The sequence below is a fragment of the Nocardia sp. CA-151230 genome, assembly GCF_050942175.1.
Taxonomy (GTDB): Bacteria; Actinomycetota; Actinomycetes; order Mycobacteriales; family Mycobacteriaceae; genus Nocardia.
Genome location: NZ_CP192061.1, coordinates 4,836,869 through 4,860,592, shown reverse-complemented (window position 1 = coordinate 4,860,592; position 23,724 = coordinate 4,836,869). Strand labels below are relative to the sequence as shown.

Sequence of the window (23,724 nt, the reverse complement as noted above, 5' to 3'; positions counted from 1 at the left end):
TTATTGCCTATACCGCCCGCCCGCCCTGTACAGGCTGTGGGCATGGTGAGCGTTGATGATCGGGTGCTGTTGGTTGCTGGTGGACCATTGGTGGCGACGCCTCTTTGGACCGGTCGTCACGACCGATCGCGCCCTCGGCGGCGGTTACTCCGATGTCTGCCCGATTTCGGCGAGTACTACGGCGACTCCCAGTGGCCGTGGTGGCCTGTGACCACATATAGTCGAATTCGACCAATCGAATTCGACTAAAGGGGGAGCATGCCGCCCAGGCCACTGTTCAGTCCGCCCGCCCTGGCCGTGCTGGGACTCCTGGCCGAAAGCGCGCGGCACCCGTATGAGATGCGAACCCTGTTGTGCGAGCGCGGGCTCGACCGCACTCTCAAGCTCAAGCACGCGACGCTCTACGACCTGCTGCCCCGGCTGACGGCGGCCGGACTGGTCGAGCAGGACGACCCGGCGCGCGCCGGAAACCGGCCGGAGCGCACGGTCTATCGCATCACCCCGGCCGGGGTCACTGCGCTGAAGACCGGGCTGCGGAAGTTGCTCTGCGATCCAACGCACGACGCGGCCGCCTTCGCCACGGCGCTGGCGTTCATGTTCGCGCTACCCGGAAGTGAAGTGGCGGAACTGATCTCGCGTCGCGCCGAGCACATCGACGCCACCGTCGAGGAGGTCGAGGCCGGACTCGCCGCCGCCTCGGACGTCGAGCCGGTCTTCCTCACCGATCACACCTACGCCCAGGCACTACGCCGTGCCGAGCGCGATTGGCTGCTCGCCTTCGCTGCCGACCTCCGCCAGGGCACATTGACCTGGCCTCTCGCCGATGAGGAGTACTCCGATGACCATTCATGACATCAACCGGCTGCTGGCCCGCACGATCAACGTGTGCCCGGACCTCGGGTCTCCCCTGGAGTCCGGCTACACCGTCGAGCTGACCGCACACGAATTCGACCTCTTCGAGCGGGCGGGGTTCTCCGCGGTCCGGTTGGGTGTGTACTGGGCGGCGCACTGCGGTGACACACCCGAATTCCGGATCGCATCACAGGCTTTGGACCGCGTGCACACCTATCTGGACCTGGCGGCCGAACGCGACCTGGCGGTGGTGCTCACCAATTTCCTCGACCCGGACCTGATCGCGAACCCAACCCGGTACCTGCCGCGCCTGCTGTCGATCACCGACCAGGTCGCGACTGCGTTCGCCGACCGCCCGCGGTCGGTGGTGCTCGAGCCGTTCACCGAACCGCGCGACGCCCTCGACCCGCTGTGGAACGACACCCTGCGCGAGCTACTGACCGTGATCCGCAAGACCGATACCGAGCGCGCCGTCGTCTTCGGCCCCAGCGCTTACAACAACATTCGCATGCTGCCCCAGTTGGCGCTGCCCGACGACCCCAACCTGATCGTCACCATCCATCAGTACTGGCCGATCACCTTCACCATGCAGGGCGAGGAATGGCTGGGCGCCGACACTCCGTTCGGTGATCCGCGCTCATGGCTCTGCACCACCTGGACCGGAACCGACCAGCAGCGCGGCGAATTGGCGGCGGGCTACGGGGGCCTGGCCGCATGGGCCGAAGCCAACCAGCGGCCCGTCTTCGTCGGCGAGTTCGGCACCACCGCCAAAGCCGACCCGGCCAGCCGCGCCTGCTGGACCGAGTTCAACAGGCGGCAGGCCGAAGAACACGGGTTCTCCTGGGGTTGCTGGTCTTTCGCGCCCACCTTCTCCCTCTACGACCTCGAATCCCAGAGCTGGAATCAGCCGCTGTTGCGCGCGTTGATGGACTGACAAGGTCGCGCCGATGCGGTCCTCCGGCAGCCCCGGGTCGCCGTTATCTGCTGCAGCACGCTGGATTGATAGCCAAAACGGGTAGCGTGACTTTTCGCGGATCTGTCCCTCGACCCCCGTTGCGCTCCCGGCCCTTCCGTCCGCAGGCTTCCGGTTTCTTGACCACCCTCGCTCTGCGAGCACTCAATCGAGGGTGGTCGAGAAACCAGGGCCGGGAGCGGCACGGAAACCGAGTGGGAACGCTTGGGGCAGAGCAGGATCGGGGCGACATCCGGCCGGGCGCGGACGCTGCGGTCGGCGACGCGGTTGCGTCCGAAGCTGCTGCCGCACCAGCTGCGCTGGCTTGCCACCGAGACACCACACTAGCGGCCGGGGGTCAGCGGCGGTCCGTCCTGTGGGTCAGGTAGGCGAGGCCGTTGTGTACCGGTTCGGCTGCGCCGCCGCGTAGTTGGCCGGTGTCGAGTATGTCGCGGACCCACATCAAGACCTCACGGATCGAGCGGGGCGAGGACAGCACCTTCTCGACGGCAGCGCGGTGTTCGGCAGCCGCGGTCGGGACGCGCGCCGGCGGATTCTTCGCCGCCACCGGATCAGCGGGTCGGCGATCGTACTGAACGCTGGTAGGCCGAGGTTCACGGTGGTGCTGCGGCGAGCGCGTTCGTTGCCAACGATCCTGGGATCCAAGTTGCAAATGAGCTTTGCAAAGACCCTTTGCATGAGTTAGGGTGATCCTCGTGGCCGATCAGCCTTTCCCCCAGACGATTACCGACGTGGCCGTGCTGCGACTTCTCGCGCATCCACTGCGCCGCCGCATCGAGGAACAACTGCGTGGTGGGCCGGTCACCGCCACCACACTCGCTCAGGCACTCGGCGAGAGCAGTGGGCTCACCAGCTATCACCTGCGGCAACTCGCCAAATACGGGTTCGTCGAAGAAGTCCCGGAGCTGGCCGCCGGCAAGGAACGCTGGTGGCGCGCCGTCCCCGGCGACCGCCGCTTCCCGCCGTACACCGCACAGACTACCGAAATGCGCGCGGCCAGCGCGGAAATGAGCCGCAACAATCTCGCCGAACTCGTCGAGCTCTACGAAGGATTCGAACGACAGGCGCCCGAACTCGGGGAATGGGCAGACGCATTCCTGTTCTCCCGCGCCACTATTCGCGTAGATCTGCCGCGCCTGCGCGAGTTCTTCGAAGAATACATCCAGCTCGTCCAACGCTACGGCGCCGCTGCCGAGGATGCCGGCGACGAGCGAAAATCCGTGCTGCTACGACTGTTCGGTTTTCCCGAGACCTGAGCCGGCTTCGGAAGGCAACCGAATATGCATTCTCTCCGATCACTTGTACTTGCCCTGCTGGTATCGGTGTCGTTCACCGCTCTATTCACCCCGGCTGCCGTCGCCGATCCCGCGCCCGCGCCCGTATCGTCGACCGACGGCACAGATATCATCTTCACCGGAGGTGGCGGGCTGACGCTGCACGGCACGGTGATCGCCTCGGCCGCACCGCATTCCACCGCACCCGGTATCGTCCTGGTCGGCGGCTCCGGACGCGGGCCCCGCACGGAATACCTCGCCGAGGCCCGCGCCTTCGCAGCGGCCGGGATCACGACACTGATCTATGACAAACGAACCACGGACTACTCACGCACCCACCGCGACTTATCCCTGCTCGCCGACGACGCTTTCGCCGCGCTCGAAACCCTCCGTCACACACCGGGAGTACGGGCCGATCGGGTCGGACTGTGGGGATTCAGCGAAGGCGCCTGGGTCACCCCGCTGGTTGCCGCGAGATCCAGCGACGTCGCATTCCTGGTCACCCTCGGAGCCCCCGGGTTCACGCCATTGCGCACGCAGACCTGGAGTCTGGCCGAAACCCTGCGCCGCCACGGTGATACCGGTCCGCTCGCGGACATCGTCGAGGGGCCCGCAGCACGATTGATCGGCGAGACCGGGGCGTTCCCCGCAGCCGGATTCGATCCCCTGCCAGCGCTGCGCGGCGTGCATGTCCCAGTGCTCGCGCTGTGGGGAGATCATGACGTACAGGCCCCACCCGCGGAAAGTGCTGCGGTGCTGCGGAACACGCTGACCGGATCTGCTTCGGTCACCATCCGCTTCATCACGGGCGCCGCCCACAACGGTCGCTCGACTACCGACGGCTTCGACCGGCTGGGCGCCGCAGCGGGTCCGGGCGCGCCGAAAGGCGCCTTCGCTCCCGGCTACCTCGATGATATGACCGCATGGGTTAACCAGGTCGCGAACGATGCCCCACCGGTCTCCTCGGAGCAACCGCCTCCGGCTCAGACCCTGTCGAGTATCGACCCCGGTCACGGCTGGTGGACCTCGGCGCGGGTCCAGTCGATCCTGCTCGCCACCGTGCTGGTCGTCTTCCTCGGCTACCTGTTGGTGTCATCGACGAACCGCCGCCCCCGCCCTGCCCGCCGATCCGCCCGGCTGCTGGCACTGTGCGGGCTACTCTCGCTGGTCGCGACCGTGGTGTACGTGGAGTCGATCCTCGCTGACGATGCCCGAACCGTCGGCCCGGTGGTCGCTGGCCGATCGCTCGTGTGGCTGATGCTGCAAGGACTCGCAATACTCACCGCTGTGCTGTTAGCCCTCACGGCGACCACTGCCGTGCGCGGCCGAACCGGGGTGGCCACGGCGCGGCACGCCGGGCTCGGCGTCCTGCTCGCCGCCGGGTGCGCCTGGCTGACCTGGGCAATCACCTGGGGTCTGTTCTCCATCCAATAACGGTCGCCGAGTGGGTGATGTCCCATGCACCACAACGGGTTCGATCCGGACTCGATCTCCCGACTCGCGCGGCCTGAAGGCATACGCTGGATCCGCCCCATAACACGCGCCAGCGGCAAGAAAACCGTTGTGCTGCACCGGTATATCAAGAACAACCGACTCGCGGCGGCAGGCTCGGTCTGGGCTTTGGGCTCGTTACGCGCATCGCCCGGTGCTCGCCGACACTTCGACACCCGCCGCGCGGCAGGGGACTGGAACCATCAAGCCCAACGCCACCTGTTCAACAAGTTCCTGGGCCAGCTTCACCACTGCCTCCAAACCTGACAGCAATACGACGAGCACCAGGCCTTTCCACGACAACCTGAGCCAGCCGCTTGACAGCTAACAACGTGAGATGTCTTCCAGCAGAACCTCCGGTCCTGCCAAATCGGTGTCCGGGAAACCTCACCTTTGTTGCTGGACTGATGGCGTGCTCGACCTCTCACGCAGTGGTCCCGAGGCGACTCGCGATCTGATAGACGTTGCCGAACGGGTCGCGGATCATGGCACGACGGTCACCATACGGGGTGTCGAGCGGTTCCTCCACGGTGACTGCCCCAGCGCTCACCGCCCGCTGATAGGTGGCGGCCATGTCATCGACATAGACGTACAGAAAGGCCGGAAACACCTCCCGTTCGCCGGCTTCCGACACCATGATCACCGAGTCGCCGATACGAACCTCGGTCGGCCGATTCGGCTCGACCTCGCCGACTGCGTCGAACGCCGTCCTTAGGAACGCAACCGCCGCAACTTGGTCGTCCACCACCATGCGTGGTGTCACTGAATGAAACCCTGGCGGAAGAGCAGAACCCACAGCCATGCGAAGAGTCTCGCATGCGACCGTCAGCCAGGGTGCAAGGTCAGCGGAACACGTGGAGCAGCAGTCGATGTCAGCGTCGGCTGGCGCAAAGCCGCGCACTATCCTGGCTGAATACCGCGCTGACCCAGCCGCGACCTCCGACCGCTGCGGGTCCGTGACACCTTCATTCTGACCCACGAGGCAGCAACGCGGGCTTCTTGCGCAGCCACTCGACGGCGCCAGCGAAGATCGCTCTCCAACTCCACCCGCGACAACGCACCGAACCGGCCGTACTCCGCCGCCTCATCACGCACAGCTCCTGATGAAACCATCACCGCCACAACCATGTTGGTCGAACTGTCGAAGCGGGGCTGGTCAGCGCTTTAGCGGGACATTTCGCAGACTTGGACCTTCTGCCGCCAATTGCAGCGGATGCGAACTCGCGACTGTCTCTCCGCCAACCGCGCTTCGGGGAGCGAAGGTGCTCGCGGCCAATGGAACCCGGCGACACAGCGAGTGTTGAGAGAGTATGCCGACCAGATATTTCGATGGACCGATTCAGCTCAGTTACCTGCGGTTCAGCGGGCACTCGCATCCGGCGCGAGATCCTCGCATCGGATGCGACTCACCAGGATCTGACCGAGGGACTGTGCTGACCTGGGATGAAAGGTCCCCTGGCCTCGACCGGACCTCCTGAAGCCCTGGCAGTGCACCACAATCGGAGACAGTCGAATACGCGACTTCACCAGTCTCAAGCCCCGGTAACTCGGGTGCCCATCTGCCGACTCGGGAAATTATCTGCGGTAGCCGGGTCCTTACCGTGGCTTTTCGGCCGTGCGGACCCCATGGGCCGCGTAGAGGCCAATGCGTACGGACGTGGATACCCTCAGCGAGGTCCGCCCGGGCAGATTCCGTTGGCATTGCAGGAGTCTGCCGCGCGGGGCCAGAGCTGCCCGAGCAGGGAGGCGAGTGATGACGAACCGCTCGAACTCCCCGCGTTGGTGGTGGGTGTGCTATCCGCGATGACGTTGACCCCGGGCGCCGATGCGGGCGTGCCGGCGTAGGCGGGGCTCGAGGCTGTGGCGAGGGCCGCCGTGAGCGCGAAGAGAGCGAGTCCGGTTCGGGCGGTGCGACTATGCAAGATCATGCAGCGAAGACTAAGTGAACCAAATGTGTTTCGAATCAAGTCCGGGGACCCCAATATCCAGGGCAACCCGTCACTGGGCCGGGTCCGTTCCGATGAGCGCCCGGCGGCGGGGTGTGCACCGTCGCATGGCTCAACGGTTGTAGCAGACATCCACGGCTCCGTGGGCCGCGGAATGTTTCCGCAGGCAGGTCCGTCACGACGAACACCCACGATCGCGAGCCCCGGACCACAGGGGCCCGGCGAACACCCAACTGCGGGTCAATCCCGAAACCACCGGCGAAGTGTGGTTCCGAACGCACAGCCGCACATGAAACCACCAGCGCGACAACCCTGCTCACGAATTCACAGAACCCACGACAACCAGAACTCAACAGGACCGGCGCCAGTCCGGAACACCAGCACGATCGAAGTTGCCGGTAGCAGCGTGTCGGCGATGGGTCTCCGGTATTGACGCCGCACGCGCGCCAGGCGCACGCTGCGCCGGTGATGATTTTCGTCTACATCGTGCTGGGGCTCCTCGTGCTGGTGCTCGTGCCGCTGGCCGTCTTCTTCGCGCTGCTGACCGTCTACACAATCTTCAACGCGATCGTCCACCGCGACTCACGGCCACGCCGCCGCAGCAGCGGTTCGATCGACACCCTCGGAATCTCCTCCGACACTTCACATTCCGACATCGCGCCCCACCACGGCGGCCACCACCACGGTGGGCACCACCACGACAGCGGTGGCCACCATGGTGGCCACTCGGACAGCGGTGGCCACCACACCACCAGCTGGACCGACTGAATCCTCGACAGCGAACATCCGAGACATTCGGCGCGGATGCCCATGTCGTACAGGCCGGAGTGCTCAGTGGCCGAGCCGAGTGGTTGAACTCCGACGACAGTGTCCGATCGAGCTTGATCCAAGCAGTCCCCAATTCCTCCCCGACACTCGGACGAAGGGAAGCTCCGGGAATTCCGGAGGTAATCGCGCGAAGAACAACGAAGTGGCCTGCCTCCAGGAGACTTCTGCCTGCCGCCCGTCGGCCTCTCTATGCGCGCTCCAGCATCTGGGCGTACACGCGGCCGTCGCGCACCCCGAATTCGATCCGACACGGGAAATGCGACGGGTATCCCGCGGCGCCGGCGTGCCAGTTGCCTCCGATGACGACCCTTGCCCACTCCCGCAACTCCTCGGGCAGCTGGAACATCCAGCCGTCGGTGAGGCGCAGATACGGGATGTCGGCACCGAGGGGATCGTGGCGGCCGAGAGCGGCCACATCGAGGATCATCCCCTTCTCCTGCGCTGACGCGATCGTGGGCGGCTGCAGCAGCATCATGGCGGAACCGTAGCGCCACCCACGCTCTCCGCGAGCGAGGCGCGACGAGGCGCGACGAGGACGTCCGATTTGCCCGGGCGGCTAACCGTGCCATCGCAGGAAGTCGGTGTCCGCGGACGTGCTGGACGTTCGTCGGTGTCGTTGACCAGCCGGCGCGGGAACGCGACCACGTGTGCGTTCGGGTTCGAATCGATCTCGCCCACCGCGGTTTTCGCGCGTTCGTGAAGGTCCCGTTCGACCCGGACCGTCATGGCCGGAGATCGGGTGCGTGACGCTGTCACCGCGTTCTGATCACGTCAGCGAGCAATCGGCTCGCTGATCTTGGTCACCTCGATCGCCCATTGCCTGGCAACCCTGCGCCGCTGCCGGCGGCCCGGGCACCGGGTAGTGCAGCAACTGGTCTGGCCGCTTGACCTGTCGCGTGGACGGATTTAGCGTTCGGGGATGGCGTTCAAGCGTATCGATCGGCGGACGGTGCCGGACACCGTGTTCGAGCAGCTCGTGGGTGAGGTGCTGGACGGCGAGTTGGCGCCGGGGGCGGCCCTGCCGGCGGAGCGGGCCCTGGCGGAGACCCTGGGGGTGTCGCGGCCGACGGTGCGGGAGGCGCTGCAGAGGCTCGCGCACACCGGGCTGGTCGAGGTGCGGCAGGGTGGGTCGACGACGGTGCAGGACTTCCGGCGGCACGCGGGGCTGGAGATGTTGCCGCGGTTGCTGATTCGGCAGGGGGAGCTGGACCACGCGGTGGTGCGGTCGATCCTGGAGACGCGGCGGGTGCTCGGGCGGGAGGTCGCGGGGCTGGCCGCCGTGCGCGCCGGGGCCGGGCTGGCCGAGGCGCTGCACGCGGCAGTGGAAGCGCTTGCGGTGGAACACGATCCGGTAGCACAGCAGATGTCGGCGGTCGCCTTCTGGGATCACCTGGTGGATGGTGCGGATTCCATCGTGTACCGGCTGCTCTACAACGATCTGCGCGCGGTGTACGAACCCGCGGTGGAGGCGCTGGCGGGAGTGATGGCCGGCGAGGTGGGCAGCATCGATCGCTACCGTGGGCTGGCCGAGGCGGTCATCGCGGGCGACGCCCAGGAGGCGCGGGCGGCGGCGGATGCCCTGCTGGCGATCGCGGCGGAGTCGTTCGACGCATTTCTGCGGCAGGCTCGACCCGGCGCATAGGACGCCCGCTCGCACCGACCCCGGCTCGAAGAACGCCCGCCGCGTCCCGGCGCGTGGACCGCCGCCGGTACCGAGCTCCGTCCCGGCGATCGCAGATCGCTGGCACAGCTGACCGATCCGGACGAAGGTCTTGTGTTTCGACACTGGATCGATATATTGGTCTGACCACTTGGCCATCAGGCCAAGATCATCTGTCTGGACAAGGCGGTACGTGTATGACGCCCCCTCTGCAATCGCACCGCGAGGCTCGCGCCGAGCGGCCGGACGTGGTTGCCCCGGCCGTGTTGCTCGAGCAAGCGCGGGAGGTGCAGTCGCAGTGGGCTGCGCTGACGGTCGCCGAACGGGTCCGGGTGCTGGGGTCGCTGCCGCAGCTGTTGTTCGACCGGATGGACCGGATCGCGCAGGTGATCGTCGCCGAGAACGGCAAGCCACTCGCCGAGGCGCTGGCGCACGAGGTCGTCCCGGCGATCGCCCTGGCGCGCCATCACCTCGACAGTGCCGTCGCGGCCCTGGGCGCGACCCGGATCAGCTCCGCGACCGTGCCGCATCGGAAGGCGCTTCGCACCCATCGGCCCTACTGGGTCGTGGTCGCCATCGCGCCCTGGAACTTGCCGTTCCTGATCCCGTTCAGTCAGGTGCTGCCCGCATTGATCGCGGGAAATGCGGTGGTGCTCAAGCCTTCCGAGCTCACGCCGCGGGTGGCCGAGGCGCTCGTCGGGCTGATCTCCGACTGCGGATTGCCCGCCGGGGTCCTGCAACTGGCGCTCGGAGACGGGGCGGTCGGCGCCGAGTTGATCGCCGGGCGGCCGGACAAGGTGCTGTTCACCGGTTCGGTGGCCACCGGGCGGACGGTGATGGCCGCCGCCGCGCGCTTCCCGATTCCGGTCGGGCTGGAACTGGGCGGGATCGACGCCGCGATCGTGCTCGACGATGCCGACCTGGAGTTCACCACCTCGGCGGTGGCCTGGGGCGCGAACTTCAATGGGGGACAGGCCTGTTGCTCGATCGAGCGGGTGCTGGTGCACGAATCGCTGCACGACGCGTTCCTGGTCCGGCTCGAGGACAAGGTGCGGCGCATCGACACCGGGCGGGATCTGGCGCCGGCCATCGATGACCGCCAGCAGCGGGTGTGGGAACGCCATCTCGCTGCGGCGCGGCAGGGCGGTCTGCAGGTACGCGGCGGAGAACCGTTGCGGGACCGCCACCTCTCGCCCGCATTGGTGAGCGGTGCGGGTGTCACGACGGCCGAGGTGTGGCGGGAGGAGACGTTCGGGCCGGTGGCGGCGATCGCGCGGTTCGGGTCCGACGACGAGGCCGTCACACTGCACAACGCGACCGAGTACGGACTCACCGCCAGCGTGTTCTCCGCCGATGTCGGGCGCGCCCGCGCGCTGGCACAGCGGCTGCGAGCCGGCGCGGTATCGATCAATGATGTTGCGGCGACCATGTATTCGACACCGGAGCTGCCGTGGGGCGGGGTCGGCCGGTCGGGCTTCGGCCGCTCGCACGGGGTGGATGCGCTGCTGGATGCGAGCCGGGTGCAGGTGGTGGATCTGCCGCGCGGCCCGGCGTTCGGGCCGAAGCGGCCCTGGTGGTATCCGTACGGGCCCGAGCTCGAGGACGCGATGCGGGCGCTGGCCTCCGGCGCGGTCACGCCGCGGGCAGCGGCTCGGCTGCGAGGATACGGGCGGGCCGGTCACGTGCTGCTGGGCATGCTCAGCCGGCAGCCGAAACTCTGAAGGACGGGAATCGGTGAACAACCAAGTCATGACCGCCATCGCCCACAATGCTCCGCGGCTGCGGGCGGGGGACGATCACGTCGAATCGTGGTTCGTGCGCGCCAACGACCCGCACTCGCCGCGCGCGGTGTGGATCAAGGCGACCGTGCTCACCTCGCGCGAGGGGACCGCGCTGGCGCAGGCGTGGTGCAGCGTCTTCGACGGGCAGCGCACGCACGCGTGGTGTCTCGATATTCCCTTGGCCGCGGCACGATTCGAGGCGCACTCGATCGGGCAGGACGTCACCGTCGGTCCGTTGACCCTGTCGTTGACCGGGAACGGCGGTACGACCGGCGGCGCACTGTCCGATGCCGCGCAGACCGTCGCCTGGGATCTGAGCTTCAGCAAGGTGGAGGGCCTGGGTGAGCCGATGTCGCTGCTGCCCGGCGACCGGTTGCTCGACACTCCGGTGCCGAACAACAAACTCGTGACCCCGTTCCCGGTGCTGACCTGCACGGGCCGGCTGGAATGGCAGGGCGAGCACTGGGACCTGAGCGGCTGGCACGGGATGCAGGGCCACAACTGGGGCCGCGAACACAGCCCCGAATACGCCTGGGGCCAGTGCGTTTTCACCGATGCCCGGGGCGGGGAACCCTTCGCCGTGATGGAGGCGGCCTCGGGCCGCACCCGTATCGCGGGCCGCACCTCACCGTTGCTGTCCATGCTGGTCATCCGCCGCGGCGACGAGGAATTCCGGTTCGACCGGATCGTCGACCTGTGGCGGCAGCGCCCCCGGCTCGACTTCCCCGCATGGACCCTGCGCATGCGCGGCCGCCACGGCACCGCGGACCTGCGCATGCACGCCGAGCCCGAGCAGATGGTGTGCCTGGCCTACCGGAACCCGGCGCGCGGCACCAGCTACTGCCTCAATTCCAAGACCGCCGCCGTCTCCGTGCATGTCGCCCCGATCAACGGCAACGCCTTCGAGCTGCGCAGCCCGCACGGCGGAGCGCTGGAATTCCTTGTCCCGCACCCGGTTGCGTCGGTGTCCCCGATCGTCTGACAGAACCCGCTATGCCTTTGACCTTCTTCGAGACCATGCGCGGCGAGCTCTACGACGCCGACGGGCTGGCTCATCACGTGGCCATGGATCTGCGCTGCGAATCCGGGCACGCGCGCGGATTCGTCACCAATGGGCGCGCCCGCATCACCGGCACCATCCGGGCCCTGCCGTGGGCCGACGGCGCGGCGGTGCTCGGCACCCTCGTCGCGCTGCCGGTGACCAAGCGGCTGATGAGCTACGAACTCGAGTTCCGCGACGACGACGGCCGCGCCTGGCAGCTGAGCGGTCGCAAGGATGTGCACTGGCTGCGCGGCGCGCACGCCGGCCTGACCAACCTCGCCACCACCCTGTCGTGTGAGGGCGAGCAGGTCGCGCAGGGACGAATGCAGTTCTTCGCCAACGACTATCCGAGTTTTCTGCGCTCGTTCCAGCCCTGGGTGTCGCTGCGCGCCGACCTGCCCGAGGGGCGCCATCCGGAGGCGATACTCGGACCGGGGCATCGCGAGACCCTCGCGGCGCTGGCCGAGGTGCTGATCGAGCCGGGCGGGTCGGTGCCCGCGGTCGACGCCGGCACCATCGACCGGGTCGACACCTATATCGGCAACATGACCCCGCTCATGCAATCCGGGCTGCGGGCGGCACTGCGCGGGCTCGATGTGGCAGCGCGCGCCAGACACGGCAAACGTGCTGCGGCGCTGGCGGTTCCGCAACGCCGCGCCCTGGTGGAGGAGGCGCGGCGCGGCAGCACCCTGCGCCACGCGGTCGATGCCGTCGAGACTCCGTTGCGGATCGCGCATTTCGGTGACCGCCGCTATCTGGATGCGATCGGCGCGCCACGTTATGACCAGCCCGTGCTCGAGCAGCGGCCGGGCTGGATGGCCAATGTCTGCACCCCGACCGAGCTCTCGCGGCGGGAGACGATCGACTGCGATGTCGTGGTGATCGGCACCGGCGCGGGCGGTGCGGCCGCGGCCGCCCGGCTCACCGAGCACGGCCTCGGCGTGGTGATGGTCGAGGAGGGCGACTACGCCGGTCGCGCACAGTTCCGCGGGGATCTGGGGGAGCGCACCCAGAAGTATTGGCGCGATGGCGGATACAACCTCGCACTCGGCAATACGGTGCTCGGCGTCAGCACGGGACGGCTGGTGGGCGGGACGACCGCCATCAATTCCGGCACCGCCTTCCGCACCCCGGACGCGGTGCTGCGGGAATGGCGGGACCTGGGCTTCCCCGGCGACTTCACCTCCGAGAAGTTCGCGCCCTATCTGGACGAGGTCGCCACCGAACTGGGTATCGGACCCGCCGATCCCCGCTATCTGGGCCGGGTCGCGGAGATCATCGGCGCGGGCGCGGGCGCCCTGGGCGCGGCGCACGGTCCGCTGCCGCGCAATGCGGTGGGCTGCGACGGGCAGGGCCAGTGCGTGCACGGCTGCCCGACCGAGGCCAAACGTTCGAGCAATGTCAGCTGGGTGCCGCGGGCATTGAAGGGCGGTGCGCAGCTGTTCACGAATCTGACCGTCACCCGAATCCTGTTGTCGGGTAGCCGCGCCACCGGTGTGCTGGCCGAGGGCCAGGACGCGCACGGCGCGCCGCGCACGGTGGAGATCCGTGCCCGTGCGGTGGTGGTCGCGGCCGGCACGCTCATGACGCCGCTGCTGCTGCGCCGCAACGGCCTGACCCTGCCCGCGCTGGGACGCCACCTGTCGGTGCATCCGTCCCTCGGCGCGGTGGCCATGATGCCGACGCCCGGAACACCGTGGTCGGGGATCCCGCAGGGCTACCAGGTGGAAGGACTGGGCGATCGGCTGGTCACCTTCGAAGGCGTCGCCATCCCACCGCAGTTCGCGGCCGGCGCCCTGCCCTTCCACGGTGCGCGGCTCACCGAATGGATGAACCGCTGGACCCACACCGAGCAGTTCGGCGCGATGGTGCGTGACACCGGCACCGGCAGCGTGCATCACGGTCCGGGCGGGCGGACCCTGATCCGCTATCACCTGACCCCGCGCGTGCAGGCCGCGTTGCAGCACGCCTGCGCGAGCCTGGCCGAGCTGTTCCTGCACGGCGGGGCGGAGGCGGTGGCGTTGCCGATCGCGGGGACCCCGCCGATCCGCACCCTCGATCAGGCCCGCACGGTCGCGCAGATCCGGTTGAGTCCGCGGCAATTCCGGATGATGGGGCCACACCCGCTGGGCACCGCCCGGATGGGCGCCGATGCCCGGACAGCGGTGGTGGATTTCGGCCATCGGGTTTTCGGCACGACCGGTCTGTACGTCGCCGACGGTTCGGTCGTCCCGACCTCGCTGGGGGTCAATCCGCAGGTCACCATCATGGCCTTCGCCCTGCGCGCCGCCGATCTGATTGCAGCCGACCTCAATTGACCGGATTCGCCCCGCCGCCCCTCTGGCGCACTACCTGTGATCTTGGTAGAGATTGGTATGAGCACAAAAGGGGTGATCCGGATCATTCCGGAGGATGGGGACGAATCAATGGGTGCCAGAGCCGAACTGGAGCGGGAACTGGGTGGGTCGCTGGCCGCGCTCGATCTGCTGACCGAGGCCGAGACCGCCGATCTGCTGGCCATCTTCCAGCAGGCGCAGCGCACCGAGAACATCGCCATGGTCGAGGCCGTCGACAAGACCGTCGGCGCGCTGCCGTGGCCGTTGCGCACGGCCGCCAAGAAGATCATGTTCGGCAACAAGCTCGGGTAGGGGCGATGAGCGACCTGGTCACCCGCGCGCAGATCACCCTGCTGTCGCGGACGCTGCACGTCTCCGAGGACAAGCTCGCGTATCTGGAGAAACTCGGCGCCGCCAACCTGCACGAACTGCAGGAACGCATGGCGAAGGTGATGTTCGCCGAGCACAATGCGATCTTCTCGCGGCTGTCGCTGCTGGTGCCGATCATCCCGCTGAGCATCTCGCTGCCGCTGGTGCAGAAGCTGGTGCCGCCGGTGATGGCCGGTCGCGCCGCGGGGGCGATCGGGGTGGATCACCCCCGGAAGGCCGCCGAAGCGGTCGGCATGTTCGATCCGGGCTATGCGGCCGAGGCCGCGCCCTACATGGATCCGCACAGCATCGGGCAGCTGGCCGATATCGCGCCCGCCGAGCCGGTCATGCGGATCATCAACGAGCTGCTGCGCCGCGGGGACTACATCACGGCGGGACCGTTCCTGGCCTATGCGACACCGGATCTGGTGCACGCGGTCGAGCGCGATGTGCACGACGACGAGGGCCTGATCCGGTCGGCGTCGTACTCGTTCTCCGGCGAGAACATCAGTGTGATCATCCGGCACCTGCTGACCGGCGAGGGGCGGCGGATCCCGAAACTGGCCCGCACCATCCTGCAGGGCTCCAAGGAGTTGCGGCTGGCGGCGCTGTCGGTGTTCGCGCGCTGCGACACCGATGTGATCGTGGCGATCGGCGACATCCTCTTCGATGTGGGCTCCGCCGACGAGATCGCCGACCTGGTCGAGACCTTCATTTCCGCCGGGGCGGTCCCGGAGACGCTGCGATTCGCCGGGCAGCTGAGCCCCGCGGCGCTGGACCTGCTCGCGGCCAATCCGATTCTGGCCGAACCGGAGTCCATCGACGCGGTCGCGGGCGCGGCCGACGGCAGCAGCGAGGCCGCGGTCTGGCGGGGTCTGCTGGAGCTGGCCGAGCGCACCGAGCCGGGCATCTCGCGCCGGATCGGCGGGGCCATCTCGCATTTCGACACCGCAACGCTGACCGGGCTCCCGGGGCTGGCGGCGACCGCGCACCTGTGGCCGCCGCTGCTGAAGGTCCTCGCCACCGCCGAGCCGGACGCGCAGTCGCGGATCGGGGAACTGTGGTCGCCGCTGCCGGCCTTGGAACGCAACGAGATCGAGCAGCGCATCGCCGATCTCGGGCTGGGCGAGCAGTCGACGACACTGATCGCAACATTGCAGCTCACGCAATAAGGTCACCGACCCTGCGGCCCCCGGCGATGTTCGAGTCGCGGGGACCGCAGCGGTTTTCGGTACTCACGCGTGGCGCGGTCACCGCCCGGACGCACGGTCCGTCATTGCCCGCGCAGGGCCTCGATGCTGCGTTCGAACGCGGACGCACCATGTCCATCGGTGACCTGACGGTCCACCAGGGCGGCGATCCCGTCGAGCGGTTCGGCGGTGATTCCGGCATCGAATGCGGCTTGACGCAACGTGTCCAGGGCGGTCTTGGTGAAGACCAGGTCCTGGAAGACGTCGCTGGTGTAGTCGCCGGTGTCGATGACGCGGCCGTAGGCGGGCAGCATCTGGGACATGGCGGCCACCCACCCCGCCGCGCGAGTCGCGAACTCCGAGGCCGGAACTCCGGCCGAGCCGACCATGGCCGCGCCCTGGAAGAAACCGCCGAACATGGCGTACATGGTCGACAGCAGCGCGAAATCCCACAGTGCGGCCAGGCCCGCGTCGGTGCCGAAATATTCGGCCGAGCCCAGTAATTCGAGGGTGGGGCGGTGGGCGTCGAAGATCGCCTGCGACCCGCTGTAGAGAATGCTCGAGCCCTCCGCCCCGATCATGTCCGGGACCGCCATGATCCCGCCGTCGAGGAAGTCGATGCCGTGCCCGGACGCCCAGGCTGCCAGTTCCCGCGACTGTTCCGGCGAGGTGCTGGTGAGATTGAGCCAGTGTTTGCCGCGGAGCTCGGCCGCGATCGGATCGAGGGTCTCGTGCACGGACGCGTGATCGAGCAGCACGGTGACCACCAGCTCACCGCCGCCCACCGCCTGCCCGGCCGCCCGAGCTGAAACCGCTCCCGCGGCAACCAGTTCGGCCTCCTTCCCGGGGCTGCGATTCCACACCGTGGCCGCCACGCCGGCCTTCAGCAACGCTGCCGCCAGCGCCCGCCCCATCGCACCGAGGCCGAGTACGGTCACCGGGCTGTGCTGGATGTTCGTCATTACAGGACAACTCCTTGTCGCTCGTTGGCGAGTGGTTACGGCGCGCGCTGAATTCGAGGCTGCCGGTTACGGAGTCGTCCCACAAGTACGCACAAACAGCTCAGCTACTTACGAAAAGGTTTGTCTCCAGCTGGACGTCACCGGGCGTCGACGACCAGCACCGATTTGCCGCGCGAGTGGCTGTTCTCGCTGACACGGTGTGCCTTCGCCACTGCGGAGAGGGGGAAGGTTCGCGCGACCGGGAGGACGCTGTCGGCTGTGCCCGCGAGCTGGATGAGCTCGGGCAGGACACCACTACCTGCGACGTCGAGGGCCGGATCGACGCCGTTGGGGGCGAGGGCGCGAACTCGGTCGGCCGTGCCCTCGCCGTAGATGGTCGGCTCGGCCCCCAGCGAACGCAGGTAGTCCTGGTTGGCGGGTCCGGTAGTACCGATCACTCGAGCGCTGCGCGCCACCGCGAGGACCGCGGCGGCGCCGATGCTGCCCGACGCGCCGTTCAGGTTTCCGAATATTCGCCGGTCTGTCAGTCCCGGCCGGCGACGTGGCCCAAGGCAGGCACCTGTCCCGGTGGCTCGTGTCGTGGTGCGGTGGTGATCGCAATTGGTGAAGACCTTCGCTCGATTTGATCGTTTCCGCAGGTCCGGTCTGCGACTGTAGTGGAGGGCACCAGTTTTCCACTGGAGGAAGCCGACACCGAGCCGGGCGGACCTGCCCTCGGGAGAACACCATGCCCAGACTTTCCGAACTCAGCGCGACCGCGGTCGGCGCGACGATTCTCATGACCTCGGTCGTAGTCGTCGCTGCTGCTGCCCCACTATGGGACTACTTCTTCCACACGAGAGATGCCCCGCTCGCGGGCGGCGCCGGGGTGATCGCGGCGGCGACCTTTTTCGGGGTCTGGCTGATACAGCGCAAGCACGCACAGGGGCGGGCCAACCGGAACTCGATGCGTGATGCCATCGCCGCCGGATTCGTCGTGACCTATCTGGTGCTCGTCGCCTGGACGGCTTTCCTGAGTCTTGTCGGTAGTCGAGGCGGGACCGCCATGGATCCGCTGACCGCGAACTTCACCGTGCTCACCGGCGTTGTCGTCGGCGGTTACTTCACCGCGGATGCGGCCAAGCAGATCGCCCAGATCAAGGCGGGGGCCGGCGACACGCCTACCGACGACAAGACCGCAGTCCATCCCACCGGACACGTGCGCAGCGCCTGACCGACGGCGGTCCGACACTCCAGCGCTAGCGGCGTTCGGCTGCGCGCCTGCCCGCGACGCGGCCGAAGGCGAGGGCGTCGGCGATGTGGAAACCGCCGTCCTTGCACCAGGAGTAGGTGGAGCTGACATTGCCCGCCGCGTAGAGGCCGGGGATGACCGCGCCGAAAGGATCGAGGACTTCGGCGTTCTCGTTGCGGCGGGGGCCGCCGTTGCTCCAGGCCAGGACGGGCGCGGCGGTGAAGGCGTAGTAGGGCGGCTCGGACAGGGGCGCGAGAGTCTTTGCGGGGCGCCCGAACTGGTCGTCGTTCCCGGCGGCGCAGGCGGCGTTGTAGCGGTCGACGGTCTGCTGCAGGACGTCCGCGTCCACGTGCAGGATGGCGGCGAGTTCGGCGAGGGTGTCGGCGCGGTGGATCCAGCCCTTGCCGATCTCGGCGCTGTTGTCGGCGCTCCAGTCGTAGCCTTCGATCAGGCCGGCCCAGCCGACGGCGAGGCGCTCGCGTCCGGGCACGATCGGGCCTGCGCGGCGGGCGGATTCGTCGAAGACGATGTGCATCGGGGTGGTGGGGAACAGCTGGTAGCTGCCGTTGATGCGGGCATGGCCGTGGCCCAGGGCCACCCGTTCGTTGCAGTAGCGGCGACCGTCGAGGCCGAGGTAGACGAAGCTGTTGGTGTTGGGGAACGCGGTGTAGAACCCGGCTTCGTAACCGGGAGCACGCAATCCGGGCAGGGTCATCATGTTGGACATGTGCCACAGGTCGGCTCCGGCCTTGACCGCCATGCGCAGGCCGTCGCCGGTGGCGGCGGGCGTGCCCCAGACCACCGGGTCGGTCAGGCGCAGGTGATCGCGCACCATCTCCGGGTTCGCCTCGAATCCGCCGGTGGCCAGCACGACTCCGCGGTCGGCGCGGATCCGCAGGGCGGTCCCGTCCGGTGCGGTGGCCAGGACGCCGAGCACCGCGCCGTCGCCGGTGATCAATTCGCGTGCGGGCGTCTGCAACCGGACCTCGATGTCGCGGGCGCGGACCGCCTCCGACAGGGCCGCCCACAGCAGTCCGTCACCCATGCGGCCCTCGACGCCGATCCAGCCGCACATGACGTCGCTGCCGTCGAGGTCGGGGAATTCCGGTGGCGCGGGCACCGCCAGACCGACCGGGATGCCGAGGCTTTCCATCCACTCGCTGTTGCGGGCGGTCTCCTGCGCCCACACCCGCACCACCGGTTCCGGGATCGGTCGTCCGGCGCTGAGGCTGCGCAGGTAGACCGCGGCCCGCTCGGGATCCCGGTTGTCGAACCACACCGCGCCCGATACCCGGGTGCTGCCACCGGCCCGGCCACCGGATTCCTTGTCCAGCACCAGTACTCGCGCCCCGGCATCGTGGGCCGCGATGGCGGCCGCGCAGCCCGCCCCGCCGAATCCCACGACCACCACATCGGCCTCGACATCCCACACCGCACCCGAGTCGGCCACGACCGCACCGTCCTTCCATCTCGTCCACCGCGAACGGTCCCAGCCCGTCGCGCCGACCGAAAACGCCTGTCCCACTCACCGGATACCGCCGGTGCGGCCACGGGTACCGCCGGCCTCGGCCGCGGTGGTGGGGTGAGCTGCCCACCGCGGGCCGGTGCCGCGGGGGCCGGTCACGCCGGGCTGCCGAACCAGGTGCTCGAGGCCTGTTCGAGCTCATGCGGCTCGGCGGAGGTCCAGGCGACGATGCCGTCGGGTCGGATCAGCAGCGCCTGCGGCTCGCGCGGCTGAGCGGACTTGGCGGTGACGATCCGGATGCGATCCGCCCACGGCTCGACCCGGGCGCGCAGTGCGGGGGAGTCGGTCGGATCCAGCAGCACGCCATGGCCGTCGGCGAAGTGATCGGACACGCTGGTGCCGTCGGACAGTGCGAAATCGGGTGTGGCCGTACCGACCAGCGGGTCACCGCTGCCCAGGTCGTAGCGGTGCAGCACGCCGGTGAGCTTCTTGACCACCTGCGTGGTGGCCGCCGGGGTGTCGAGCAGTTCGGTGGTGACCGCCCGCAGCGCGCGGCTGCGCGGATCGGTGCGCATGAGCGCGATCTGCGCGCGCGTCCAGTCCAGCACCCAGGCGCCGATCGGGTGGCGTTCGCGAGTGTAGGTGTCCAGCAACGCCTCCGGGGACCGGCCGCGGATCACGGCGGCCAGCTTCCAGCCCAGGTTGACCGCATCGCCGATACCCAGATTCAGGCCCTGGCCGCCGAACGGGGAGTGCACGTGGGCGGCGTCGCCGGCCAGCAGGATCCGGCCCCTGCGGTAGTCGGGGACCTGACGGGTGTTGTCGGTGAAGCGGGTCGCCGAAACCACCGTGGAGATCTGCACTTTCACGCCGGTGACGCGTTCGAAGCTGTCCTCGAGCTCCCCTGCGGTGACCGGGTTGGTGCGGTCGGCGGGCGGGCCGTCGAGTTCCACGGTCAGGATGCGGCCGGGTTGGGGGCCGTTGACGAAGATGCCGGTGGGAGTGGTGTGCCAGCCCAGGGGCAGGTTCTCCGCGCCGGTCATCTCGACCAGGGCCTGGCGGCCGGTGATTTCGGGGTCCAGGCCGGGGAATTCGAATCCGGCCAGTTTGCGCACGGTGCTGCGGCCGCCGTCGCAGCCGACCAGCCAGCCGGCGCGCACGGTGTGCCCGCCGCAGTCGACGGTGACACCGACGCCGTCGTCGTCGAATCCGGTCAGCTCGACCCCGCGGCGCACCGGTACTCCGAGGTCGGCGGCGCGGCGGGCCAGGACGGCCTCGATGGTCTGCTGATCGAGAAACCGGTATTCGGCCGCCGGGCCCAGATCGGCGAAGGCCGGATCCTCACTGTCGACATTGTCGGCCCACAGCATGATGCCGGCGAAGTGCGCGCCGGCCGGTGTGCGCCGCGGGGCGGTGGGAACCGCTGCGCCCGCGAACATCCGGCCCATGCGGGCCAGCGCCGCCTCGTGGGCCGCCCGCAGCTCCGGCACCAGACCGCGCCGGCCGAGCGCCTGGGCGGTGGGCACATTGATCGCGCCCGCCTTGATCGTCGAATCCGGTTCGGTGAGACGCTCGACGACCAGCACGTCCACCCCCGCCAGCCGCAGCTCGCAGGCCAGCATCAGCCCGACCGGTCCGGCCCCGGCCACCACCACATCTCGTGTCTCGTTCATGAGAATCACTGTGGTGGTAGCCGATCACCGGGCGCTTGCGTCGGCTTGCGCACCGCTTGCGCGGTCAGTTCCAGCCGCGCGAATCCTGCTTCAGGGCGGTGTCGATGGCCAGGCCGGAGGCCACCACCATGGACAGCAGCGGCTGGGGGAGCTGGCGGTGGATCTGCACGACATAGTTGTCGGCGGTGGTGAACATGGTCTTGAGCAGGCCCTCCCACGTCTTGGTGATGCGGGCGACCTCCTGACCGGTGTGGTCGTGGATGGCGAAGTTCCAGGCCCGCCAGTTCTCGGCGCGGATGCCGCCGATCTGCTGACCGTTGACCACGAAGGCGAAGTTGATCTTGCCGATCATGTTCTCCTGGACGATCTCCCCGATCGGTGCGCCATTGCCGTGCTCGAGCAGGAACTTCGACTTGAAGACCTTGGCCGGGCGGGTGATTCGCATGAGGCACTGGCCGTGCGCGTCGCGGATCTCCAGTTTGTGGGTCATGAACTGGTCGTAGCTGGACAGGAAGCGCACGGCCTTCTTCAGCGCGCTCTGCCCGACCTCGGCGACCGCGCCGATCTGACGGCCGTGCTGGTCGAAGACGCTGTACTCGTTGACCATTTCGATCAACTTGACCTTCTGGTTCACCACCAGAACGGGTTCGGTGAACACGGTGCCGCCACCGGCCTGGGCGGGGGCGATCCCGGCCTGCTGCTGCACCTGGCGCTGGATGTCGGCGGGGTTGTCGGCGCTGCCGACCTCGAGCTCCCAGGGGCTGGCCTCACTGCGACCACCGAACTGCTGCGGTTGCGCGCCGTAGGGCCGGCCCGGCTGCTGCGGGTGTGGCGGGCGCTGACCGTATTGTTGTTGCGGCTGTTGGCCGTACTGCTGCTGGGGCTGTTGGCCGTATTGCTGCTGGGGCTGCGGCGCGTACTGCTGCTGGACCTGGTGCGGCTGCGACTGCTGGGCGGGCGGCTGGTTCGGGTGCTGCGGGCGGGGCTGCTGCGCGAACTGGTCGGACCGGGGTCGATCCGGTTGCTGCGGCGCCGGCGCCGGTTGCTGCTGGGGCTGAGTGTGATTCGTCCATTGGCTGCCGTCCCACCAGCGGAGCACTGGAGATCCGGGACGCTCGGGGTACCACCCCGCGGGTTGACTCATGGCCGCATCCTAACGGTGTACAGGGACTCTGCACTTTTTGCACTTTTCGCCCCGCTGTCACCTCTATGATGGGCGGTCGACATCCGGAGGCCCAGCTCGGGTCACCCGGGGAGACGGGGAAAGTATGTCCGCCACAGTCGAATTCGCGGGTTGCCACGCGTACACAGTGCGGCCGCGCTTATGACCGAACTGGTGACGCGAGCCCAGCTCGTCCTCCTGGCCCGGACCCTGCACGTGCCGGTGGAACGGCTCGCCCACCTCGAACGGCTCGGCCCGCATCGCCTGCACGAGCTGCAACAACGCATGGCGGGCAACCTCTTCGACCAGCATGCGCCGGTGTTCGAGCGCATCGCCGGGCTGGTCCCCGTCATCCCGCTGAGCATCTCGCTGCCGATCGTGCAGCGGCTTGTGCCACCCACCATGACCGGGCGCGCGGCCGGCGCGATCGGGGTGAAATATCCGGCCAAGGCGATCGAGGCGCTGCTGCGCCTGGATGTCGGATACGCCGCGGACTGTGCGCCGTATCTGGATCCGCGCACGGTCGGCCAGCTCGCCGACGACGCACCGCCCGCGCCGGTGGTGGCGATCCTGAACGAGCTGCTCGCCCGGCGCGACTACATCACCGCGGGGCCGTTCCTGGCCTATGCGACACCGGAATTGATCCAGGCGGTCGAGCAGGGGGTGCCCGATGACGAGGGCCTCATCCGCTCGGCCGCCTACGCGTATTCGGGGGAATCGCTCAGTGCAGTGATGCGGCAGCTGCTCGCGGGCAGCGGTCAGCGGGTGCCGCGGCTGCTGGGCACGGTCATCAATGGTTCCAAGGAGTTACGGCTCGCGGCGCTGTCGGTGTTCGCGCGCTGCGCCCCCGATGTGATCGCCGCGGTGGGCGACATCCTCTTCGAGGTGGCCCCGCCCTCGGCGGTGGCGGACCTGATCGCCACCTATATCGCCGCCGACGCCACCGACGACATGCTGCGTTTCTTCGGGCGGCTCAGCCCCAACACCCTGACCCGGCTGGCCCTCAACCCGGTGCTGCCGGAGATCGCCGAGACCCTCGTCGACGCCGTCGACGGCAGCAGCGACCTGGCCGTGTGGCGCGGGGTCCTCGAACCCCTCGCGCGCACTCCCGCCGAAGTGCGCCGCCGGGCGGGCCTGCGCCTGGCCACCCTGGATGCCCCCACGCTGCTCATGCTGCCCGCCCTGGCCCAGGCCGCCCGGTTGTGGCCGCCACTGCTGTGGGTGCTGTCGGCGACCGATGTCGATGTCCAGGCCCGCGTGGGCGAGCTGTGGGCCACCGCCACCCGCCTGGACCTCGAGGTCCTCGAACGCCGCATCGCCGACCAGCACCTGGATACGCTGCTGGCCACGCTGACCAACACGATCCGTTTCCTGCGCTGAGCGCGCCGCCGGCGTCGATCGGGTTCGCGCGGGGCGTCTTCCCGCCGGGTACGGGAACCCTTGTGCCACGGATGATTCCAACTCCGCGGCGTCGCTCGACCTGCGGCGG

General features: G+C 68.5%; 21 protein-coding genes and 2 pseudogenes. 14 read left to right on the top strand and 9 right to left on the bottom strand.

Annotated elements, in window-relative coordinates:
• Window positions 1-258: 258 nt before the first annotated feature.
• The gene (locus ACQP1O_RS23015; protein WP_433560557.1) at window positions 259-852 is read left to right on the top strand and encodes a PadR family transcriptional regulator; all 594 of its coding nucleotides are present in this window, start codon (window positions 259-261) and stop codon (window positions 850-852) included.
• Window positions 839-1,786, top strand: a complete 948-nt coding sequence (locus tag ACQP1O_RS23010) for a glycoside hydrolase family 5 protein (protein WP_433560556.1) — start codon at window positions 839-841, stop codon at window positions 1,784-1,786. Before ACQP1O_RS23015 ends, ACQP1O_RS23010 begins: the two co-directional genes overlap by 14 nt.
• A gap of 376 nt (window positions 1,787-2,162) precedes the next feature.
• On the opposite strand, the gene ACQP1O_RS23005 is transcribed toward ACQP1O_RS23010, so the two are convergent.
• A complete protein-coding gene (locus tag ACQP1O_RS23005; protein ID WP_433560555.1) occupies window positions 2,163-2,372 on the bottom strand; it encodes a hypothetical protein in 210 nt (69 codons plus the stop codon).
• 148 nt (window positions 2,373-2,520) lie between these two features.
• Here ACQP1O_RS23005 and ACQP1O_RS23000 point away from each other — a divergent pair, with 148 nt between their 5' ends.
• The 3 genes and pseudogenes from ACQP1O_RS23000 to ACQP1O_RS22990 all read left to right on the top strand — a co-directional run.
• A complete protein-coding gene (locus ACQP1O_RS23000) occupies window positions 2,521-3,081 on the top strand; it encodes an ArsR/SmtB family transcription factor (RefSeq protein WP_433560554.1) in 561 nt (186 codons plus the stop codon).
• Window positions 3,082-3,147: 66 nt separating this feature from the next.
• Complete coding sequence (locus ACQP1O_RS22995; protein WP_433560553.1) at window positions 3,148-4,533, top strand: alpha/beta hydrolase family protein; 1,386 nt, start codon at window positions 3,148-3,150, stop codon at window positions 4,531-4,533.
• Between the two features lie 37 nt (window positions 4,534-4,570).
• Window positions 4,571-4,857 (top strand): annotated as a pseudogene (locus ACQP1O_RS22990) (IS110 family transposase); the annotation flags it as partial.
• Between the two features lie 157 nt (window positions 4,858-5,014).
• Here the strand turns inward: ACQP1O_RS22990 and ACQP1O_RS22985 are convergent.
• Entirely contained in the window at window positions 5,015-5,341 is a 327-nt protein-coding gene (locus ACQP1O_RS22985) for a VOC family protein (protein ID WP_433560552.1), read from the bottom strand.
• A 916-nt stretch (window positions 5,342-6,257) separates the two neighbouring features.
• A complete protein-coding gene (locus ACQP1O_RS22980) occupies window positions 6,258-6,518 on the bottom strand; it encodes a hypothetical protein (RefSeq protein ID WP_433560551.1) in 261 nt (86 codons plus the stop codon).
• Between the two features lie 483 nt (window positions 6,519-7,001).
• Here ACQP1O_RS22980 and ACQP1O_RS22975 point away from each other — a divergent pair, with 483 nt between their 5' ends.
• On the top strand, window positions 7,002-7,304 hold the full coding sequence (locus ACQP1O_RS22975) for a hypothetical protein (protein WP_433560550.1): 303 nt from the start codon (window positions 7,002-7,004) through the stop codon (window positions 7,302-7,304).
• Window positions 7,305-7,551: 247 nt separating this feature from the next.
• On the opposite strand, the gene ACQP1O_RS22970 is transcribed toward ACQP1O_RS22975, so the two are convergent.
• Window positions 7,552-7,839 carry a hypothetical protein gene (locus ACQP1O_RS22970; protein WP_433560549.1) on the bottom strand — a complete coding sequence of 96 codons (288 nt, stop codon included), beginning with the start codon at window positions 7,837-7,839 and terminating at the stop codon, window positions 7,552-7,554.
• Between the two features lie 444 nt (window positions 7,840-8,283).
• Here ACQP1O_RS22970 and ACQP1O_RS22965 point away from each other — a divergent pair, with 444 nt between their 5' ends.
• The 6 genes from ACQP1O_RS22965 to ACQP1O_RS22940 all read left to right on the top strand — a co-directional run bounded on the left by ACQP1O_RS22965 (window position 8,284) and on the right by ACQP1O_RS22940 (window position 15,724).
• On the top strand, window positions 8,284-9,006 hold the full coding sequence (locus ACQP1O_RS22965) for a FadR/GntR family transcriptional regulator (protein ID WP_433560548.1): 723 nt from the start codon (window positions 8,284-8,286) through the stop codon (window positions 9,004-9,006).
• A 215-nt stretch (window positions 9,007-9,221) separates the two neighbouring features.
• Window positions 9,222-10,745: an aldehyde dehydrogenase family protein gene (locus ACQP1O_RS22960; RefSeq protein ID WP_433560547.1), complete on the top strand. Its 1,524-nt coding sequence runs from the start codon at window positions 9,222-9,224 to the stop codon at window positions 10,743-10,745.
• Window positions 10,746-10,758: 13 nt separating this feature from the next.
• Entirely contained in the window at window positions 10,759-11,787 is a 1,029-nt protein-coding gene (locus ACQP1O_RS22955) for a hypothetical protein (protein WP_433560546.1), read from the top strand.
• 11 nt (window positions 11,788-11,798) lie between these two features.
• Window positions 11,799-14,165 (top strand): GMC family oxidoreductase N-terminal domain-containing protein, encoded by a 2,367-nt coding sequence (locus tag ACQP1O_RS22950; protein WP_433560545.1) that lies wholly within the window; start codon window positions 11,799-11,801, stop codon window positions 14,163-14,165.
• Window positions 14,166-14,273: 108 nt separating this feature from the next.
• Window positions 14,274-14,495 carry a hypothetical protein gene (locus ACQP1O_RS22945; RefSeq protein ID WP_357005732.1) on the top strand — a complete coding sequence of 74 codons (222 nt, stop codon included), beginning with the start codon at window positions 14,274-14,276 and terminating at the stop codon, window positions 14,493-14,495.
• Between the two features lie 5 nt (window positions 14,496-14,500).
• Window positions 14,501-15,724, top strand: a complete 1,224-nt coding sequence (locus tag ACQP1O_RS22940; RefSeq protein ID WP_433560544.1) for a hypothetical protein — start codon at window positions 14,501-14,503, stop codon at window positions 15,722-15,724.
• Between the two features lie 101 nt (window positions 15,725-15,825).
• On the opposite strand, the gene ACQP1O_RS22935 is transcribed toward ACQP1O_RS22940, so the two are convergent.
• Entirely contained in the window at window positions 15,826-16,704 is an 879-nt protein-coding gene (locus tag ACQP1O_RS22935; RefSeq protein WP_433560543.1) for an NAD(P)-binding domain-containing protein, read from the bottom strand.
• A 137-nt stretch (window positions 16,705-16,841) separates the two neighbouring features.
• Window positions 16,842-17,204: pseudogene (locus tag ACQP1O_RS22930) on the bottom strand (NADP-dependent oxidoreductase); the annotation flags it as partial.
• Between the two features lie 227 nt (window positions 17,205-17,431).
• Here ACQP1O_RS22930 and ACQP1O_RS22925 point away from each other — a divergent pair.
• Window positions 17,432-17,917 (top strand): hypothetical protein, encoded by a 486-nt coding sequence (locus ACQP1O_RS22925; protein WP_433560542.1) that lies wholly within the window; start codon window positions 17,432-17,434, stop codon window positions 17,915-17,917.
• A gap of 25 nt (window positions 17,918-17,942) precedes the next feature.
• Here ACQP1O_RS22925 and ACQP1O_RS22920 read toward each other — a convergent pair whose 3' ends face one another.
• The 3 genes from ACQP1O_RS22920 to ACQP1O_RS22910 all read right to left on the bottom strand — a co-directional run bounded on the left by ACQP1O_RS22920 (window position 17,943) and on the right by ACQP1O_RS22910 (window position 22,217).
• Window positions 17,943-19,385, bottom strand: coding sequence for an FAD-dependent oxidoreductase (locus ACQP1O_RS22920; protein WP_433560541.1), 1,443 nt, complete (start codon window positions 19,383-19,385; stop codon window positions 17,943-17,945).
• A gap of 170 nt (window positions 19,386-19,555) precedes the next feature.
• Window positions 19,556-21,073: an FAD-dependent monooxygenase gene (locus ACQP1O_RS22915; RefSeq protein WP_433560540.1), complete on the bottom strand. Its 1,518-nt coding sequence runs from the start codon at window positions 21,071-21,073 to the stop codon at window positions 19,556-19,558.
• Window positions 21,074-21,137: 64 nt separating this feature from the next.
• Window positions 21,138-22,217 (bottom strand): phospholipid scramblase-related protein, encoded by a 1,080-nt coding sequence (locus ACQP1O_RS22910; RefSeq protein ID WP_433560539.1) that lies wholly within the window; start codon window positions 22,215-22,217, stop codon window positions 21,138-21,140.
• Between the two features lie 192 nt (window positions 22,218-22,409).
• Between ACQP1O_RS22910 and ACQP1O_RS22905 the strand changes: the two genes are divergently transcribed.
• Entirely contained in the window at window positions 22,410-23,615 is a 1,206-nt protein-coding gene (locus ACQP1O_RS22905) for a hypothetical protein (RefSeq protein WP_433560538.1), read from the top strand.
• Window positions 23,616-23,724 lie beyond the last annotated feature (109 nt).

Excerpts from the sequence above, each read along its gene's own strand:
- ACQP1O_RS23015 (WP_433560557.1), top strand. The coding sequence starts at position 259 with ATGCCGCCCAGGCCACTGTTCAGTCCGCCCGCCCTGGCCGTGCTGGGA.
- ACQP1O_RS23010 (WP_433560556.1), top strand. The coding sequence starts at position 839 with ATGACCATTCATGACATCAACCGGCTGCTGGCCCGCACGATCAACGTG.
- ACQP1O_RS22985 (WP_433560552.1), bottom strand. The coding sequence starts at position 5,341 with ATGGTGGTGGACGACCAAGTTGCGGCGGTTGCGTTCCTAAGGACGGCG.
- ACQP1O_RS22980 (WP_433560551.1), bottom strand. The coding sequence starts at position 6,518 with ATGATCTTGCATAGTCGCACCGCCCGAACCGGACTCGCTCTCTTCGCG.
- ACQP1O_RS22970 (WP_433560549.1), bottom strand. The coding sequence starts at position 7,839 with ATGATGCTGCTGCAGCCGCCCACGATCGCGTCAGCGCAGGAGAAGGGG.
- ACQP1O_RS22965 (WP_433560548.1), top strand. The coding sequence starts at position 8,284 with ATGGCGTTCAAGCGTATCGATCGGCGGACGGTGCCGGACACCGTGTTC.
- ACQP1O_RS22960 (WP_433560547.1), top strand. The coding sequence starts at position 9,222 with ATGACGCCCCCTCTGCAATCGCACCGCGAGGCTCGCGCCGAGCGGCCG.
- ACQP1O_RS22950 (WP_433560545.1), top strand. The coding sequence starts at position 11,799 with ATGCCTTTGACCTTCTTCGAGACCATGCGCGGCGAGCTCTACGACGCC.
- ACQP1O_RS22945 (WP_357005732.1), top strand. The coding sequence starts at position 14,274 with ATGGGTGCCAGAGCCGAACTGGAGCGGGAACTGGGTGGGTCGCTGGCC.
- ACQP1O_RS22940 (WP_433560544.1), top strand. The coding sequence starts at position 14,501 with ATGAGCGACCTGGTCACCCGCGCGCAGATCACCCTGCTGTCGCGGACG.
- ACQP1O_RS22935 (WP_433560543.1), bottom strand. The coding sequence starts at position 16,704 with ATGACGAACATCCAGCACAGCCCGGTGACCGTACTCGGCCTCGGTGCG.
- ACQP1O_RS22925 (WP_433560542.1), top strand. The coding sequence starts at position 17,432 with ATGCCCAGACTTTCCGAACTCAGCGCGACCGCGGTCGGCGCGACGATT.
- ACQP1O_RS22915 (WP_433560540.1), bottom strand. The coding sequence starts at position 21,073 with ATGAACGAGACACGAGATGTGGTGGTGGCCGGGGCCGGACCGGTCGGG.
- ACQP1O_RS22910 (WP_433560539.1), bottom strand. The coding sequence starts at position 22,217 with ATGAGTCAACCCGCGGGGTGGTACCCCGAGCGTCCCGGATCTCCAGTG.